This window comes from Flavobacterium ginsengiterrae (assembly GCF_039539785.1).
Classification (GTDB): domain Bacteria; phylum Bacteroidota; class Bacteroidia; order Flavobacteriales; family Flavobacteriaceae; genus Flavobacterium; species Flavobacterium ginsengiterrae.
The window spans coordinates 945,212-962,601 of record NZ_BAABDU010000004.1; the positions used below are offsets into that span (position 1 = coordinate 945,212).

General features: G+C 36.3%; 20 protein-coding genes. 2 read left to right on the top strand and 18 right to left on the bottom strand.

Annotated elements, in window-relative coordinates:
• Position 1: 1 nt before the first annotated feature.
• The 17 genes from traN to ABD859_RS14750 form a co-directional block, all read right to left on the bottom strand.
• On the bottom strand, positions 2–832 hold the full coding sequence (gene traN / locus ABD859_RS14670) for a conjugative transposon protein TraN (RefSeq protein WP_345145362.1): 831 nt from the start codon (positions 830–832) through the stop codon (positions 2–4).
• Positions 833–849: 17 nt separating this feature from the next.
• Positions 850–2,136: a conjugative transposon protein TraM gene (traM, locus tag ABD859_RS14675; RefSeq protein WP_345145363.1), complete on the bottom strand. Its 1,287-nt coding sequence runs from the start codon at positions 2,134–2,136 to the stop codon at positions 850–852.
• Positions 2,137–2,140: 4 nt separating this feature from the next.
• Positions 2,141–2,509 (bottom strand): hypothetical protein, encoded by a 369-nt coding sequence (locus ABD859_RS14680; protein WP_345145364.1) that lies wholly within the window; start codon positions 2,507–2,509, stop codon positions 2,141–2,143.
• A gap of 80 nt (positions 2,510–2,589) precedes the next feature.
• Complete coding sequence (traK, locus tag ABD859_RS14685; RefSeq protein ID WP_345145365.1) at positions 2,590–3,213, bottom strand: conjugative transposon protein TraK; 624 nt, start codon at positions 3,211–3,213, stop codon at positions 2,590–2,592.
• A gap of 12 nt (positions 3,214–3,225) precedes the next feature.
• Positions 3,226–4,392, bottom strand: a complete 1,167-nt coding sequence (gene traJ, locus ABD859_RS14690; RefSeq protein ID WP_425554256.1) for a conjugative transposon protein TraJ — start codon at positions 4,390–4,392, stop codon at positions 3,226–3,228.
• A gap of 45 nt (positions 4,393–4,437) precedes the next feature.
• Positions 4,438–5,073, bottom strand: a complete 636-nt coding sequence (locus ABD859_RS14695) for a TerB family tellurite resistance protein (protein ID WP_345145367.1) — start codon at positions 5,071–5,073, stop codon at positions 4,438–4,440.
• An 11-nt stretch (positions 5,074–5,084) separates the two neighbouring features.
• The gene (locus ABD859_RS14700) at positions 5,085–5,702 is read right to left on the bottom strand and encodes a hypothetical protein (protein ID WP_345145368.1); all 618 of its coding nucleotides are present in this window, start codon (positions 5,700–5,702) and stop codon (positions 5,085–5,087) included.
• Between the two features lie 15 nt (positions 5,703–5,717).
• Positions 5,718–6,374 (bottom strand): conjugal transfer protein TraI, encoded by a 657-nt coding sequence (locus ABD859_RS14705; RefSeq protein WP_486320593.1) that lies wholly within the window; start codon positions 6,372–6,374, stop codon positions 5,718–5,720.
• A 39-nt stretch (positions 6,375–6,413) separates the two neighbouring features.
• On the bottom strand, positions 6,414–8,882 hold the full coding sequence (locus ABD859_RS14710; RefSeq protein ID WP_345145370.1) for a TraG family conjugative transposon ATPase: 2,469 nt from the start codon (positions 8,880–8,882) through the stop codon (positions 6,414–6,416).
• On the bottom strand, positions 8,863–9,513 hold the full coding sequence (locus tag ABD859_RS14715) for a DNA cytosine methyltransferase (RefSeq protein ID WP_345145371.1): 651 nt from the start codon (positions 9,511–9,513) through the stop codon (positions 8,863–8,865). The genes ABD859_RS14710 and ABD859_RS14715 overlap by 20 nt, the downstream gene beginning before the upstream one ends.
• Positions 9,514–9,547: 34 nt before the next feature.
• Positions 9,548–9,856 carry a DUF4133 domain-containing protein gene (locus ABD859_RS14720; RefSeq protein WP_345145372.1) on the bottom strand — a complete coding sequence of 103 codons (309 nt, stop codon included), beginning with the start codon at positions 9,854–9,856 and terminating at the stop codon, positions 9,548–9,550.
• 11 nt (positions 9,857–9,867) lie between these two features.
• Positions 9,868–10,131 carry a DUF4134 domain-containing protein gene (locus ABD859_RS14725; RefSeq protein WP_425554257.1) on the bottom strand — a complete coding sequence of 88 codons (264 nt, stop codon included), beginning with the start codon at positions 10,129–10,131 and terminating at the stop codon, positions 9,868–9,870.
• Between the two features lie 203 nt (positions 10,132–10,334).
• Positions 10,335–10,820 carry a hypothetical protein gene (locus tag ABD859_RS14730; RefSeq protein ID WP_345145374.1) on the bottom strand — a complete coding sequence of 162 codons (486 nt, stop codon included), beginning with the start codon at positions 10,818–10,820 and terminating at the stop codon, positions 10,335–10,337.
• A gap of 241 nt (positions 10,821–11,061) precedes the next feature.
• Positions 11,062–11,628: a hypothetical protein gene (locus ABD859_RS14735; RefSeq protein WP_345145375.1), complete on the bottom strand. Its 567-nt coding sequence runs from the start codon at positions 11,626–11,628 to the stop codon at positions 11,062–11,064.
• A gap of 16 nt (positions 11,629–11,644) precedes the next feature.
• Positions 11,645–12,847 carry a hypothetical protein gene (locus tag ABD859_RS14740; RefSeq protein WP_345145376.1) on the bottom strand — a complete coding sequence of 401 codons (1,203 nt, stop codon included), beginning with the start codon at positions 12,845–12,847 and terminating at the stop codon, positions 11,645–11,647.
• 33 nt (positions 12,848–12,880) lie between these two features.
• The gene (locus ABD859_RS14745) at positions 12,881–13,768 is read right to left on the bottom strand and encodes a helix-turn-helix domain-containing protein (RefSeq protein WP_345145377.1); all 888 of its coding nucleotides are present in this window, start codon (positions 13,766–13,768) and stop codon (positions 12,881–12,883) included.
• Positions 13,769–14,061: 293 nt separating this feature from the next.
• A complete protein-coding gene (locus ABD859_RS14750; RefSeq protein ID WP_345145378.1) occupies positions 14,062–14,751 on the bottom strand; it encodes a hypothetical protein in 690 nt (229 codons plus the stop codon).
• 335 nt (positions 14,752–15,086) lie between these two features.
• Between ABD859_RS14750 and ABD859_RS14755 the strand changes: the two genes are divergently transcribed.
• Positions 15,087–16,784 carry an AraC family transcriptional regulator gene (locus tag ABD859_RS14755; protein ID WP_345145379.1) on the top strand — a complete coding sequence of 566 codons (1,698 nt, stop codon included), beginning with the start codon at positions 15,087–15,089 and terminating at the stop codon, positions 16,782–16,784.
• 69 nt (positions 16,785–16,853) lie between these two features.
• Positions 16,854–17,030 carry a histone H1 gene (locus ABD859_RS14760; RefSeq protein WP_056253890.1) on the top strand — a complete coding sequence of 59 codons (177 nt, stop codon included), beginning with the start codon at positions 16,854–16,856 and terminating at the stop codon, positions 17,028–17,030.
• Between the two features lie 77 nt (positions 17,031–17,107).
• Here the strand turns inward: ABD859_RS14760 and ABD859_RS14765 are convergent, their stop codons facing one another.
• Complete coding sequence (locus ABD859_RS14765; RefSeq protein ID WP_179005312.1) at positions 17,108–17,383, bottom strand: helix-turn-helix domain-containing protein; 276 nt, start codon at positions 17,381–17,383, stop codon at positions 17,108–17,110.
• Positions 17,384–17,390: the final 7 nt, after the last annotated feature.

A 17,390-nucleotide genomic window follows, 5' to 3' on the forward strand; every position in this document is an offset into this window, starting at 1 on the left:
ATTATAAGTTACCCAGTATTTCAAGATTTACCAGGTGCCTGTTTTTTATATTAAGTTCAAGATTCCTGCCTCCATTTTTCTCAAAGACCTGCATAGTGAATTTCTTCTTTTCCGGTATCGTAAATTTAGATATCGCAAATACTACTGTAGTTTCTGATTTGTCGGAAATCCTGCTAAATTCTCCGGTGCATAAAAGCGGTGTCAGTTCTATTTCCTGAGCTGCAGTTCTTTTGGATTTTTTCTGGTCTCGGATAAAAAAACGAAGCTGGTCCACATCGTAATTAATTCTGGAATCATTCCCTAAAAACACTCTGAAATACATCACTTCCTGATGAATAAAAATGCCGTCAACCTTAAATTCAATTTCTGCATTTTTTGAGCCCAGTCCGCTTACCTTATTTTTCTTTGATAGAGCAAGCAGGGCATATTCTTTTATTTCTTTCTGGTTTTCGTTCTCAAGGGAAAACAGCAGCGATTTATCCTCGCCAATTCGTAATCGTGCATCCACATTTAATGTAGGACACAGATCATCAAAATTTAAAATGAAACTGTAAAGATTGCCGTCAGATGTTACAACAGTCAGGTTAGTCTGCGGAAAATTCTGCTTTGCAGCTTTAAGAAGCAGTATATTTTCCACTCCTTTAGCTTTCTGCACCAGTACATCACGGCTTCCTATATCCAGGCTTTTTACCGCATACGGAAATAAAATACTGGTGGTTTTTGAATAGCTAAGCTGTATATTATTAAATTCGGCTTTAGCATCATACTGTGCAGAAACTGAAAAACCAGCCAGAAAAATAAATGTGATAATTAGTGTCTTTAAATTATTCATTTTCTTTTAGTTTAAAGTTATTGTTCATTCTTTTCTTTTTCATCGTAGAGAAGCACTTTGTAACCTGCCTTGACTGCTACTTTTATCAGCTTAACTTTCCTGCTTAAAAGTGATTTGGCTGCCTCCACTCCCATTCCTGCCGCCTGAGCTCCCCAAGAATCACTGACTCCTGCCAGTCCAATACTCTGCATGGACCTGTCAGCGGATGCTTTTGCTACATCCCTGTTTATGGTTCCAGGAATGTAAATGCCTTTAATGCCGTCTATATCAAAGACGGATAGTTCAACCGGGAAAATGGAATTCTGGTATTTTATGGTATTGATCTTTATTTCAAGCCTTTCTCCCTTAAGTGACGCTGTCCCAAAAACGAAACTGTTTTTTGGAATTAGTACGCCATTGATAAAAACGTCACTTGCAAGTCTGATTTTTACAATAGAACCGTTGACAATCGTCTGCGTTTCATGAACAGCTGCCTCAACTGCGTTCTGATTTTGTTCATCGTTGATTTCACCATCAAGCGAATAAAATGAATTTGCTGACTGCTCATAATTTACTTTGTTGGTCTGAAGAGAGCTCAGGTTTTGCTCTTCAGCTTTTCTGTTCACTGAAAAAACTTTTCCTTTTTGAAGCTTTGAGCTCTGACGCAGTTTTTCCTGTACACGTTCTGGGTGCTGGATATCCAGAATATTTTCCAGCATGCCGCCAAGCTGGGCAAGTTCAGGATCAGGCTCAGAAGGCGCACTCATGGCTGCCATGAGCTGTTCAAGATTTTTCAACTCGGCTGATTCACCGTGAGGCATTTTCTGGTATTGAAATTCCCTCATATCCTGACCGCTCTGATATTCTTTTGGAGGCTCCGCAATAGCTTTCTGGAGCGCTTCAAGTTTCTGGTACATCTTCTTTTCATTCTCTGGTTTTAGATAGTCTGTTTTCAGTCCGTTTTGTTTATCATTCCATGCAGCCTCATCCGTATCAAAAAAACGTTTTGATTCAAGATTATAATTATCTTCCGCACCAACCGAATAATTAGGATCTTTCTTTTTTTGTTCCTGCAGTTTTATCGAATCAATTGATGCCTGGTCATAATAGCTCATTTTATCCAAACTGGAATCTTCCTTTAGTTTTGGATTTGGAAGCAGCATATTAAATCCTTTTTTTTCAGTTCCTGAAATTGGATTTTCTGTTCCTTTCCCTTCTCCAAGCACCCAGAAAAGCATGGTTATAAATGGAAGAACAAGCAGTGGAAGAACCAGCATCATACTGCGATTCTTTTTCTCTCTGGCTGAAAGTGTTTTATGTTCCATAATCTTATTTTTTATAGTTAGATGAATTAGTTGACTTGAGCTTCGGACTGATGCTAAAATCTTCAGCGATGGAATATTGATTTTTAGACAAATCGGTTAAGTCTGCTGCATTTATCAAACTGTCAATATATCTGCTGATATTGGATCTCTCAACATATTTGTTAAATGGCAGATCTAGAGAATGCATATGGCCTCCCTCATCACTATAAGCAGGCTTAAGCATTTTTACTGCATCAATGTTCATCGATTTTTGACTTTCTGACACAAAACCGCTCAATGCATTATAAACACATAAAATCGTTCCAAGGGCCGCAAAAATGATTACTGAAAACTTAAGCTGTGAATTTGAAAGGTCTCTAGTCAGCCTATTCATTTTTGTTACCCACCAGAATCTGATTATCATATATGACCTTGAAGACTTTACATTCTGTCTTTGTTTTCGCATCAGACTTCTCATGGCTTTCGGTTTACTGTTCCAAGATCTTTGTTCTCAAGAGTATTGAAGCGTTCAATCAGAAAACCATGCGGATTGTTATCGCTCCTTGAAACATTTCGCAGCGTTCCTTCTGTAATCAGATTTCTGTTCAATATGCTTGTTGTCCTTATGATGTTCTGCCGGGCATAGCACTTAAAGCGGTAGGGATATTCATTAATTTCAATGCGGACGCTGTCTACAATAACAGTCTGGCTTATATTTCCTGATATAATTCCCGAATAATAACCGTTTTCTTTTAAATCATCATATATGCGTTTAACAGAATTATCGGCCAGATACAAGGCCTTGGTAACATTGGCTTTAATTACTTTATCATCTGGGTCAAGGCTGAAGAAAAACTGATGGAATGTCCTGACATGATCCCTTGCTTCAACAGGTACATTATCCCTACGGTCTGATGCAAATGCCTCAAGCGCCTTTCCATTTGCGAGGATATAAACCTTGTCCTGCATCAAAGCGACGGAACTGAAACTTTTATAAATAGAATAAGAGGTTATGGCAGCGCAGCAAAGGATAACCAGCATTGTAAATCCTCTTATATGACGAAAAGCAGTATCTATATTTTTCATTTTACTAAACATAATCGAGTGCTTTTAATTTTTAGAGTTTCCCTTGAGCTTCTCGCTCATGTAATTTCCTTTTTCTTCAAAATAAGGCGACGCAGCTGCTGAAGATGACATGCTCTGGCTCATTCTGCCTGCTGCATTTCCCATTGAATCCATTACCATTCCTGCTCCAGTGGCAGCACCTCCAATCACAGTAGAAGTTGATCCGCCAAACAGGCTTGTCACTTTCTGTCCCAATGCGCTTCCTCCTGATGCATGCACGATATAATTGGCCACGGAAGGCACAGTAAAGTACCCCACAATTCCTATAATCATGAAAATTAAGTATCCGATATCGGTCCTGCTGAAAAAAGTATCTCCCGAAGTATTAATCTGTGAGATATCCAGCCTCAGCATCTGTTCCTGAATCTTCCCGATAATGCTTCCGAAAATGTTGGCAACGGGAAGCCAGAGATAAATGTTTATATACCTGGCAAGCCAGACCGTCAGGGTATGCTGGAATCCGTCAAAGACTGCAATACCGAACACCAGAGGTCCTAAAACGGACAGCACCACAAGCTGGAATGTTCTGAGCGTATCAATACACAATGAAGAAGCTTCGAAAAGAATTCTCAGAATTTCGCTAACCCATTCCTTTACAGAATTCCTGAAACTATATGACGCTTTCTCCATTGCAAATTTTACATCATTTCCGATTCCTTCCATAAGTCCTTCATCTGAAGGATCTGCACCGTCATGGGTGTATTTATACCATCTGTCGCGGTCGCCTGTGCCCAGTACTCCAACATACATTTTCCAGGGTGCGCTTTCTTTGACTGCTTTTTCTTTTTCTCTCAGCAGCACTTCGATTGCTTTGTTTGACCCCTCAACCATAGAAGCTGTGGCATTAACTGTTGGTTTCATGACCCCGTTTATGAGCGCCAGAACAGAAGGAAAAATCATAATGCAGAAACCGATCACAAAGGGCCTGAAGAGCGGATAAAAATCAATCGGTTCCGCATTGGCAATATGACGCCAGACTCTTGAAGCGATATAGAAAATTGCAGCAAATCCCGCCAGCCCCTGCCCGACTCCAATCAGATTGCTGCAAAGTGGCATCATCTCATCGTAAAGCTGTTCCAGAACTGCATGAAGACTGCCGATATTATCTCCGAGTCCCTGTGCAGAAACTGTTTCAGGGAACATAAAGAGCATTAATACTAATACAGCTGATTTGAAAATATTTATCATAAGGCAGAGTTAATTTTTAAACCGATAACTGTTCCGAATCGCATTCACATCATTAGCTTCCTTAGAACGCTGCAGCGCAAGCAATGATGTTGATCCGTTAAAATCATTTAGAAACAGCACCTTCTGCTGCATATCTTCATATATCTTATCTATAGCTGCAAGCCTTTCGTCATCACTCATTCGGAGTTTATCAGCTGCTACGATGGAAGTCAGTTCGTCTAAATTTCTGAGGCTTTCCCTGCTTAAATTAGAATACACTTTTTCAAAATACTGGATTTCCTGACGGCTGAACTTTTCATTTTTAATGATAAGGTCTATCCCTTTTCTGCTTTCCCTCATAAGTGTAAACTGATAGTCGATAATGTCCCCGACTCTTTTGTAATTCTTTACAACTGGGCTGACCTGCATCAGGGCATCCAGGAAAGTCTTATGCAGTGAAAAATTTCCCTCTGACATATCTTTGACGGCCTTATACCCTCCGCTGAGAATATCATATCCTTTTTTCATGTCGCTTAATATCTTTTTAAACTGCGACAGCTTTTCGATATTTAAAATAAGCTGCTGGATTTCAGCTGACTGTGCCTTTCCAGTAAAAGGCATAAAAAACAGAAATAGCATTGCAAAAAATATAAGTATCTTTTTCATGATTTGTTATTTTATAAGCCAAGCAGAACATCGGCTTGTTTGACATCTTTTTTTTCTCTTGCTTTTGATAATGCCAGAAGTTTAATCTCACCGCTGAATTTTTTACAGAAAGAATAATCTTCCCGCGCAGCTTCATAAAGCTTATCAATGCGTTCAATACGTTCATCATCTTTCATTTCAAGTGAAGTACTGGTTGTGATAAGAAGCAGTAAATCAAGATTGTCATCACAGCTGTTCACCAGACGCCTGAAAGTTCTTTCAATGTATTCAAGTTCATTTCCGTGAAACAGATCATCCTGAGGGAGGCTTGTTAAAGTATTTTTATATATCTTAAAAATTTCAATCTGAAGAGTGATTATTTCAGCCACCCTGCCATATTTTTTTACTTTGGGATTAACCGATACCAGTGATGTGAAATAATCGCTGTGCAGGTTCACTTCTCCCTTCTTTACATCTGATATAAAGTTAAGTCCGCTTTTAACTGCCTTATAACCTTTTGCAGCATAATCCACATAAGTTCTCAGGGCTGCTATCTGAAGCAGCAGCATCCTTTTCTGTTTTGCCTGCTGAGCCTGAACCTGGCATGCAGATAAAAATACAGACACAAGAATCATTATTATCTTTTTCATTAGTTTTAGAGTTGATTACGGAATTCCGTAAAATTGTTTCACTTTATTTACATCAGCATCTGTTTTTGCTCTCTGGAGGCTGAGCAGTACATTCTGTTGGTTAAAAAGTCTCAGATCATTGTAATTTGAATCTATCTGATCTGCTGCTGTATTTATAATTTCGAGTCTTTTCAGATCGCTCATCTGCGTGGAGAAAGATTCTATGATTAAAAATATCTGGTCGATATTTTTCATGCTTTCTCCAAGAATTCCCTCATACACTTTTTCCATGTATTCGAGTTCAGAGATTTTGAAATGGTCGTCTCTTTTAAAAAGATTCCAGGCCTTTTCATATTCGGCAATCAGGCGGGTCTGTTTTTCTGAAATTTCTTTAATTCTCTGATAATAGGTTATAATAGATTTTACTTTCTGCAGTTCGTCGTAATAATCCTTGTAAAGATCACGCTGTTTTTTTGTCCAGTCCGAAATCTCATCGAGTTTCAGTTTTGAAAGCGTGTTTTCAATCTGCTTCTGTGCATTCTGAAGCCAGATGGTCTTATTCTGCATTCTCTGGATCCCCAGATCAATTGCCTTTATTACTTTCTTAGTTACTGCTTTTACAATCTCCAATATCGGCAGGGCTGCTGTCTTTTCGGCAGGTCTTGCAGGCATGCTTACTAAAAAGAAGCACATTAAAAATGTAAGAGTTTTAATTTTCATTTTTCTACTAATTTAAGTTCCGTGTCTTAATTCCTGCGCCATAGCGGCAATACCTTTTTTGATGTCTCCTCCAAATTTCTGGGCGTAGGCATTCATTTTTACTTTCTCGCTTTGCTCTGTAGTGTAGGCAAGATATTCCTCCAGAGATACTTCTGTCCTGTATACCTTAGACAGCATTCCTCCGAGAGAAATAAAAACCTCCTTGTATTTCTTGGAAGGATCATTTGCTTTATTCACCGAAAGCACCAAAGCTTTTTCCTTGTCAGTCAGCCCAAGCAATTCCTGAATCTGGTCAAACTTATTCTGATACTTGCTCTGGTCCAGCAGAATTTTGCAGTCGCTGTTGTTGATGATTGCCTGCTTCACTACGGGTGAAGAGATAATATCTTCAACCTCCTGTGTCACCACTATTGCCTCGCCAAAGAACTTACGCACAGTTTTAAAAAGATACTTGATATATTCTGACATTCCTTCCTTTGCAATAGCTTTCCATGCTTCTTCAATTAGAATCATTTTTCGTATGCCTTTCAGTTTTCTCATCTTACTGATAAATACTTCCATGATGATGATGGTCACTACAGGAAAAAGAATCGGATGGTCTTTGATGTTATCCAGTTCAAATACAATAAAGCGCTCTTTTAGCAGATCAAGATTTTCAGTTGCATTGAGCAGATAGTCAAATTCTCCGCCGCTGTAATAAGGGCGAAGCACATAAAGGAAATTATTCACATCAAAATCCTTATCTTTTACATTATCACCCTGAAGAACTGTTACAAACTCCTGTTTTAAAAACTCATAAAAAGTATTGAAACAAGGAAAGATGGATTCATCCTTATCCAGTTTTTCGAAATACAGCTGCAGGGCATTGGAAAGAGCCACATATTCGCTTCTGTTAAACGTCTCATCATCTTTCTTCCACAAAGCAAGCAAAAGCGTTTTGATGCTTTCCTTTTTCTCGGTATCAAGACTGTCTCCTTCCCCGATATAAAATGGATTGAAACGAATCGGGTTCTTCTCGTCATAGGTAAAATAATAGCCGTTTACCATATCGCATAAGCCTTTATAGCTGTGCCCAACATCCACCAAGACAATATGAGTTCCCTGTTCGTAATAGCTTCTGACCATATGATTGGTAAAGAAGGATTTCCCGCTTCCAGAAGGCCCTAAGACAAACTTGTTTCGGTTAGTACAAATTCCCATTTTCACCGGCTCATCGCTGATATCCACGTGAACAGGCTTTCCCGTCAGGCGGTCTCCAAGACGTATTCCGCAGGGACTCAGTGAGGATCGGTAGCCGGTCTCCATATTCAGAAAACAGACAGCCTGCTCGGTAAAAGTGTCAAAAGCATCATTCATCGGAAAATCTGCTGCGTTTCCGGGAATTCCCGCCCAGTAAATCTGCGGAGCTCCAACTGTCTCCTGTTTAGCCGCCGCATCCATCTGCGCGAGAGCAGATGACACTTTGTTTTTTATGTCTTTAAGTTCTTCCTTTTCAGATGTCCACGCAAGAACATTAAAATGCGCTTTCACAGGCAGGCGCTGCTGTGCGATAGCTTCGTTCAAAAAATCGTTAGTTGCGTCCCTTGCAATCATATTTTCTCTGCTGTAAGCAGACAATGACTGAAGTCTTAATCTTTTGCTCTCCAGTTTCTGGATTGTTTTCTGCGAATCTTCAATGAAAATATACTGGTTGTATATGTGATTGCAGGACAGCAGCTGGCCGAGTGTTGAAGCAAATCCGATACTGAACTTTGTTTTGTCTGTTGAGTAACGGTCAAAATTGATTCTTGAACCGCAGAGCGCCGGCAGATCGGCGGCATCTGCAAGCGTAAAAAGCTGGGTGTGCTTGTCCCCTATCTGCATCCCGTCTGAAAACTTGAGATCATTATAGATATACGAATTTTCATTATCTGATAGAAAACTATACTTTTCAATAAGACCTGTCTTTCTGCTCTGGCTTTTCAGCTCATCATTTCGAAGTCTTGTGAGCTTAATGAACCCGCTGTCTTCCATAATCCTTCTGAACTGGCCTGTACTGTCAATGAAATCCTGAAGGAACTGCACATTGAGTGTTTCATCAGGTACAAGGTTATTTCTTATAAGATTAGAAAATAACGAACTGGAACTTTTTCTTCCTGCTGGTTTCTTGGTAATCATTATATAACATGAATGATCCAGAAATGGCCTTTCATTGAAAAATCTTTCACTGCTTCTGGTCAAAAAACTGCTGTCATCATTTTCAAAATCCGCTTTATAACTTTTCTCTAGAAACCAGTCCTGTTTGTGAAAAACTGTGAACTTTGGCAGTATTTTTACAGCCTTAATCCATGACTGGTGAAACGCCTCGTATTCCTGATCCGATAGTGTAAAAATTTCAGGCAGATCCGCCTTAAATACCACAGTTATATCTCCCTGCTTTGATAGAATGCAGTCATGCTGCACATCCATAATAGGTAAAACATCATCTAACTCCTTTTCCATTTTTTCTGGTTTTACTAATTTTCAATTTTTCCTGCCAAATACTTTTGGCTGTATTAAGAATATGAAGACCAAGCTGCGGATCCACACAATTGCGAAGCACCTGCCTTTTGTTTTGAATATTAGATCCCTTTAAGCAGAACCCCAAGGACTCTTCAAGTTCAGGAATCTGTGCATGACGTATTTTAATCACTGCTTGTCCTTCAGATTCTGGAATCTGAAAATTTGACCAGAAAAGATGACGCTGCAAAGCAGCATCAGGTTCGATAAGCACAGTGTAATAAGGCTTGACATTTTCAACGGCCCATAAACACTCTGCATTATGCCGCAGAAATAAAATTTCCTGATACAGCCTCATGTCAGGAAAAACAGCAGGAGTGCCTCGGAATCTCACGCAGATATTCTGCCGAAAAGAGGAATGTGACTGGCATGGCGGTGATGACCAGATAAAATCAAATTCTTTGTAATGATCCAAAAGATACTGGTGTGCATCCCCTATAATCACTTTATCATCTGGAAAGTTCTGTGCGTACAATGCTGCCAGTACAGGATCCAGCTCAACTGCCGTAACCGATACTTCATCCCAGTTTTTTCTGTTCCCGCCGATTCCGGCATATAAGTTTAAGACTTTCATAATCCATCTCTATCTATTTAATGTTCTTCAACTATCACTTAATAAAAACTGCCCTGCTGCGCACCTTAACACATTTAGGAATCTGCCTCGCAGCTAAAGCTTTCATCATTCCAAATTCACCATACAGCCGGCTCATTTTATAGATCTTAATCACCATCACAGTTCCTGCAGTACCAATTAAAGCCACACAGACAAGAGAGGGAATGCCGACTATGAAGAGCACTGCAAAAAAGATCATCAGTCCCACGACACCTCCGCCCAGATACCATATGTACTGGGCTTTCAGGCCTTTAAATTCAATTGACTGATTGATTCCTTTGTTAATCTGATAAACACTGCTCATTTTAAAGTTACTTATACTCCAAAGAAAGATTTGATCACAGTGGCAACTACTACCAGAAACACGCAGCTGCCAAACCATGCTGCTGCCACTTTGCCTGTATCGGGATCGCCTGCATTCCACTTCTGATATACTTTCACCGCTCCTATGAGTCCAAGTATTGCTCCTACAGCATACATAAGTTCTGTGCCTGCATCAAAATAGCTTCGCACCTTTTGGTTGGCTTCATTTATTCCGGCAACACCGTCTTGAGCATAAGCATTTCCATTAATTACCATAAGCAAAAGAATAGTGCTTATTAGTACCTTGTTTGTTTTAAAAAAACGCTTTAACTTTATTCTTTCACTCAACATCTTACATCATTTTAAAGATTAATACTAATTCAAAAAGCAGAGGAACAGCGCCGTCGCATCATCTATTCTCCTTGTCACATTTTACCATACCGCACTAGAGCGGACGGGGAAAGTTCCTCTGCTGTCATTTAATTATTTTCTTCCCATAGTTTGTCTGCCTCATTAGAAGTGAGAAGCAGTTCCGGGTGCTTTTTCGTTTCGTAAACAAGAAAATTATTCACATTGCTTCGTAAAGAAGAGATCTTCACATATGGATATTCAGAGAGTATTAATCTGATGTAATTATTGAATTCCTGCTTTGGACGGCCCAGTTCGGCGCTTTCTGAAACGGCCCCAGTCAGTCTTGCTGACAGTTCTTTAACCTCATCAAGCGTAGCAAAAGATTCTTGAAATGCTTCATTGAGATTTGTAGGTTTACCATCTTCCTGGTCAGAAGAAGGCAAGGAATCATTTTTTGTTTTTTTTCCTAATGACGGAAAACCAATTTTCTTTCTGCCCGAGAGAATCTGCTTTATTTCAGAATAATAATAGCGGAAGCCTGTATACAGATACCACAAAACTAATAGAGTAACAACAGCCACTAGGTAACTGTTCCATGAAATAGAATTTAACATAGCATTTTTCATTTATCATTCAACATTATCTCATACTATGAATAAACCAGTAAAAACAATTATGGTTTATTTTACATTCCAAAGTAACTCCGGAAATAAAACTTCTACAAGTACAACTTTTTCTGTACCCCATCTGTACCCCTGTACCTCTCGATGATATTACGGGCTAAGCAAAGGGCATTAATTTAAATCCATAAAAAACCTCCTTAATAGGAGGCTGATTTTTGCTGTTTTTAGATATTTATTTTTCAATAATTTTCTTAAGTATCATAAGTTCGGCATCTTTCTTCTCAATTAGCTGCCAACCATTATCAGAGAATATAAAATATGCTTTTTCTTTTTTTTCAGCAGGAAGGTCTGGCCATAACACCCCAAACTCATTCATGTGGTATTTTACAATGTACTCGGCAACAGCCATTCTTTTATCGTTTGTTTCTGCAGTTATATGGATGATTTTATCAAAACTTTTTGATCCGATCTTCACCTTCTGTATTTTATATTCTTTTTCTTCTAAAGTTCTTTCAAACAGAAAGTTTTTTGATAAGGCTGTAAATTCGATCAACGGTTTTTCACGATCTTTAAATTCTCTTGTCTTACTTATCTTGACAAGACCTTTTTCCTCCAGTCCCGAATCCAGCATTCTTCTTGCATGAATAGGATCACTGCAAAAAACTTCAAAATCTATAACAGATGGATATTTGTATTTTTTAATAATCAAGTTTTGCGCAGTTTTAAAATCCAATTCTTTATTCTGGCAGGAGATAAAAAGAAACAAAAGCACTGGTATTATTTTTAATAATGTTTTCATAATCTCAATAATTAAATTAATATTCTTTTATATGCTTAATAATTTTCTCTAATGTTTTAATAACAAATTCTTTATCCTTTTCCTCAGGATTATAAGACTTACTTCTGACTGATTGATATGATAAATTTCTTTTAAATGGTGTTGACAGATAAGGAACAATCGTTTTAAAAATCAGGCTCATTGATCTTGCTTTCAATATTCTTGTTTCGTCAGTTGCTCTCAAAATCAGACCCATTTGATCAGAAGAAAGGGTGCATTGGATTTTATTTTGGTCAGCAAGATGCGAGGGATTTCCATTTTTTTTAGACGATGAAATATCTCGTGCTTCAATTTCATCTCGGTTTTGAAGGAAACTAATTTCTGATACAAACCAATTCTCTAAAACATCCTTAATGTTCTGATGGCTTGCATCGAAAGTAATTTTCACGTTTGAGTGAAGCTGTTTGAAATCCTTGAAAAATAGTAGAAGCAGGTTTAATTTGGAAGATAGTTTCTCGGTTTTGTAAATCTGTTCGGTCATTCTTTCTGTTAGAATTGAAATATATTGCACCGAATTAAAATTATGGTCGATTAAAAGTTCATCAAGAGGATTGAAAATGGAAAGATTTTCCATATCATCATTATGTTCATCTAACAGCCTTAAAAGCTCCCGGAAATAAAGGATCCGGCGGTAAGTTAGTTTCTTTCCGTTTTCTGCTTCAATTGCATTCTGTACTATTTTTACAACTCGCTTGATTGTTACTTTGTCAGACTCAGAACTTAAATTCCTTTTACTGATTCTTTGCAGTTTTAATGCTAGTTCCTTTCTGCAAAGCATAAGATAGGTAATTGGAACTCTTTCATCTAGGCTCAAATAATAAGAGAATCTATCCTCGATGAAAGAAATCAGATAATCCAGGTTTGAAATGAGAAGATCAGCAAGCTTCCGTATTTTGTCAGATTGAATGACCTTTTCCGTTCGATTTTCCATAATACTGTCCAGCAGAAAAATTAGTGTTGAATGATATTGCCTGACTGTGACGCGTATATGTCGTTTCTTCTTTAATGAAAAAACTTCATTTTTTATATGCACCTGTATTTTTATAGATTCCTTGGAAATATTCTCAGAAATAACTGCTATATCATTATCAGTCAAACTGTCAATATTCATGCTTAATGGATCAAAAGTGTGCAGTATCAAAGAATCAAACCATTCTAATGGATATATATTATTCATCATAGCATAGTTTTTTTTCGATAATTACATCAACCACTAGCTGCCTTTGAATTTTTCAAAAGAATTAGATCGATAATCAGAAAGCGATAAAGAAGTGTACTTTTTAAAAAATATCCTAAAAATTGACAGACTTTCGAATCCCAGTTCTTCTGATATTTCTACCAAACTCAGCTGACCATCTTCCAGAAGAATCTTAGCCTCGCTTATAAGTGCCTCTATAATTAATATTTTGACGCTTTTGCCGGTAATTTCTTTTACCACTCTGTTTAAATAAATTGGAGTGATAAAAAGAGCTCCTGCATAAAATTGAACGTGATGCTGTTTTTTATAGTGAATTGACAATATTGTCAAAAACTCCATAACAATATTTTCCTTTCTAGTGAACTTAGGCATCGAATTCCCAACATACTTCGTATAAATAACTTTAAGTTCATAAAGGAATAAATTTAAACTTATGCGGTGTAGCTCACTTTCATATCCCTCTCTATTTGCATTCACATTTACATAATATACAAGCCTATAAATAAGAGACAAAACTGAATATTCGTTTTCATTCAGTGATGCTTTCATTGTTTCTTTCCTTATAAAAAAGTAAAACGAGTCGATTAGCTCTTTTTTGAGACAGTTTTTAACCGTAAACTCTGAAGAGAATGTAACTAGATAAATCTGCAGTTTATCGTGAATTTCAAGAATATTACAATCTGAGTCTTTAGGAATTATAATTAAATCGCGTGCCGACAAATCTTGAATAACGTCTTCAAGTTTTAATTTAAATCCTCCTGATCTTATTAGCAAAAAGGCTAAATTTTCAGACTTAAATTCATCTACACTATTAGTGACCTTTTCATACTTTTTAATAAGGTGAATATCGAATCCGTCAATAGGAAGGTTTTGCAGTTTCGTGTTGATTAAATTCTTTAACATTATCCTAATTTTATCATTTTTAAGATGTATTCAAGTATTTAATCTTTAAATTTCCTTCTAATTATGAGAAAAAAAAAGAAATAAAGATTGGAAAGAGTAATTATATATAGAACATATGCAGAAATTCTAAGGTTGTTCCATAAACTTAATACATTATGATTTTCGGCTTCCATCTCATCATAGGTAAAAAGACCTATGATGAAAAAGAGACCTATAAGATTTACTAAAATCAAGAGTGGAAATAAAATGCTTCGCAGTTTCATTCTAATAGGATTTTAATAATCTATTCAATTTTATTTGATTGCGTTTAAAAGAACCGCCAGATTAATATATGTCATTTGGTTCTCTTTCAGGAAGGGAACTGACGGCCTGTTTGTCACTGATGTCTTCCAATCAGGATCACGTTGTCTAGCCTCGGCATATAGGGAGTATCTCGAAATTGATGAAACTTTTAAAATTGTATCTTTTTCATCTTCTTCCAAAATTGAATCAACCACAACGGCTGCCTCATATGATACGATGTGTTCATATACCTCATCATAATCATCCTGCGCTCTACTAATTAAATCCGCAACAAATTCATTTAAATTTGATTTTACAGCTATACTCAAATCGGATTCATTAATAATTTCTACAAGTTTTCCTTCAGGATCTGATAAAATCAATGATATCAATTCTGGTGTTATAGTAATGACGCTTTTACCTGTCATTTTACTATCTCCGCGTTTAGCCAGCAAAAAGAATACTTGATCAATTAAGTGCTCATTAGAGCTTGGATATCCATATTTAGAAACATAGAAGTCAATGTCATTGTAAAAATTAATACCTGTCTGTTCAAAAGGATTAAACTTATTAAAAGCATTTATTCCTTTTTCATTTGCATTTGGAACCACAGTATTCACAATTTCAGAATTATAATCTTGGTCAGCTGAACATGAAAATACCAAAAAAGCGGTCATGCTCATTAATAAAAAACTTTTCATTTCTCAATAGTTTGACGGTGAGCGGGAATTACCCCAGTCCATTTCATCCGGATTGGCAGAACTTTAATTCAGCACCTTGCTGAACATTTTGCCTTTGAATTCGGAGCAAATCTATTTCGTAAAAAAGCCTTGCGCAAGCCATGGTGTATGGATTTCCATGAAATTACACTATGGATTTCATGGAAATCCACACCTCATTTTAACATAACAATTCCTTAACATTCAACTATTTAACCTATTTTTACAAATGGCTTTAGAAAGATAATCCTGCAGTGGCAAATTTTCTTCAGGATACATTAAATCAAAATGAAATATCTCTAAAAAATATCGCCCGTATGAGACAAAATTTAATATTTGTAATGCTGTTTTGTGTTTTTTATTCTGAATTCGGTTTTGCACAGAAAAGAGAATTAAAATCAACTGATTCATTAAAATATAAAACTTATACTTACCTAGACGATCAATTGTATAAGTATCGAGAAGACAGTTCGAAAGCGTCTATATATCTCTTCAGTTATCTACATAAAGCTAAAAGAGAAAAAAACTGGAAACAGATAATTTATGCATACCAAAATATTCTTCATCATTCTCCTGAAAAATTACGCCTAATTTACGCAGATAGCATGATTTACAGTGCTAAAAGATCAGCTGACAATACTTTGCTTGGCTCATCATTTCTCTCAAAAGGAATAGTGTATTATGGTCGTAAAGATTATGAGAATGCTTTCCAGTATTACATTAAGGCAAATAGCTATATTTCTGGTTCAGATGATAAATATCTTATCAATAAGGTAAAATATCATATGGCTCAAATCAAATACTATCTTGGGTTTTATGACGAAGCCATTTCATTATTTAATGATTGCTTAGTCTACTTCAAAATTGAAAATACCACAGCTTATCTCAACACACTTCATTCAATTGGAGTGTGCTACAACAGAATTGGAAATTACGGACTGTGTTCTGATATTAATAGAAAGGGGATTAGTGAAGGCAAATCTATGGGAATTCCTGACATGGAGATCTATTTTATTCATTCGGATGGAATTAATGAATATTTCAAAAAGAATTATCATCTAGCAGTGTCAAAAATAGAATCAGTTATTGGAAAAGTAAAAGACAATAGAGATTTTGCTAATGAAACAGTAGGTTACTTTTATATCGGTAAGAGTTTTTGGGCAGTAAAAAATAAAGAGAGAGCCCTTCCCTATTTAGTAAAAGTTGATTCGGTTTTTCAAGACAAAAAATATATAAGACCTGATCTTCGTGAGGCATACGAGCTTTTAATTAGTTATTACAAAAATAAAAAAGATCTCAATAAGCAATTGTACTACATCGACCAGCTACTCCGAGCAGATACAATATTAAATAATAGGTACAAATATCTTGTGACTAAAATACATAAGAGCTATGATACCAAAGAACTAATAATTGAGAAAGAAAAAATTCAAACTGAAAATAAGCAGATTCATAAAGAACTTGCAAAGGAAAAGCATTATGACTTAATTTTTGCGGGGGTTATATTGGTACTTTTTACTGTATCTTTTTATCTTAACTACAGGCATCAAAAGAATAAAAAGTTTTATAAAAAGAAATTTGATGAACTTATACTTGAATTAAACACCAAATCTCAAGATACAAAAGAATCGACAAAAGAGAAAGGAGTAATACTTGATATACCCTTCGAGACGATTACTTCTATTTTAAATGCATTACAGAATTTTGAAGATTCTAAAAAGTTTCTAGGAAAAGATCTTCGCCTCAATTTGGTCGCTTCAATGCTACATACCAACTCAAAATATCTATACAAAGTAATTTCACATTACAAAGGAAAACGTTTCGTAGAATATATTAATGACCTAAAAATAGATTATATAATAGAATTACTAAAGAATGATAGAATGGCAAGAAGATATACTAATTCAGCTTTAGCAGAAATGGCTGGTTTCAGCAGTACGCAGCAATTTGCTCTTGCGTTCAGGCAAAAGACCCAAATGCCAGTTAATTTTTTTATCGAGCAAATAAGCAAATAGTTCATTTTTTTGAACTCGTTTTAATCTGTAACTTTTACATTTGCTGCCGTAATTAAAAAAAAAGACAATATGAAAGATCTAATCGCAAAGATTAATGCAGAGATTGAAACATTCAAAACTGAATCTGATTCTCTATCGGAAAAAGGAGTTAAAGCTGCTGGAGCTCGAGCTCGTAAATCTTCTTTGGAAATTGAAAAACTTTTAAAAGAGTTTAGAAAAGTTTCTATTGAAGAATCGAAAAAATAATTATTATACAAAGTCCTTCTAAATTCAGAAGGACTTTTTTTAAGGAGCAGAAGAGAGATTCTAAAAAATATATTAATCTATTCTTTACCGATCTCCTTGATAAACTTTTCAACATTTATATCTACATTTAAAATTGAAATAGTTTTAATATTTAATGATTTTGCTAAATAAAGAATTTTTTCTAAGGTTGGATTAGCTTCTCCTCTTTCAATTGTACCAATTAAGTGTTTTGTTACTCCGGTATTATGATCGGCGAGTTCTTGTTGTGACATAGGTTTTCCTTTATATTCTTTGCTAGGAATATTTTCACGCAGTCTTTTAAATTCTTCCCCTAGCTTTTCCTTTTCAGTCACACCATTC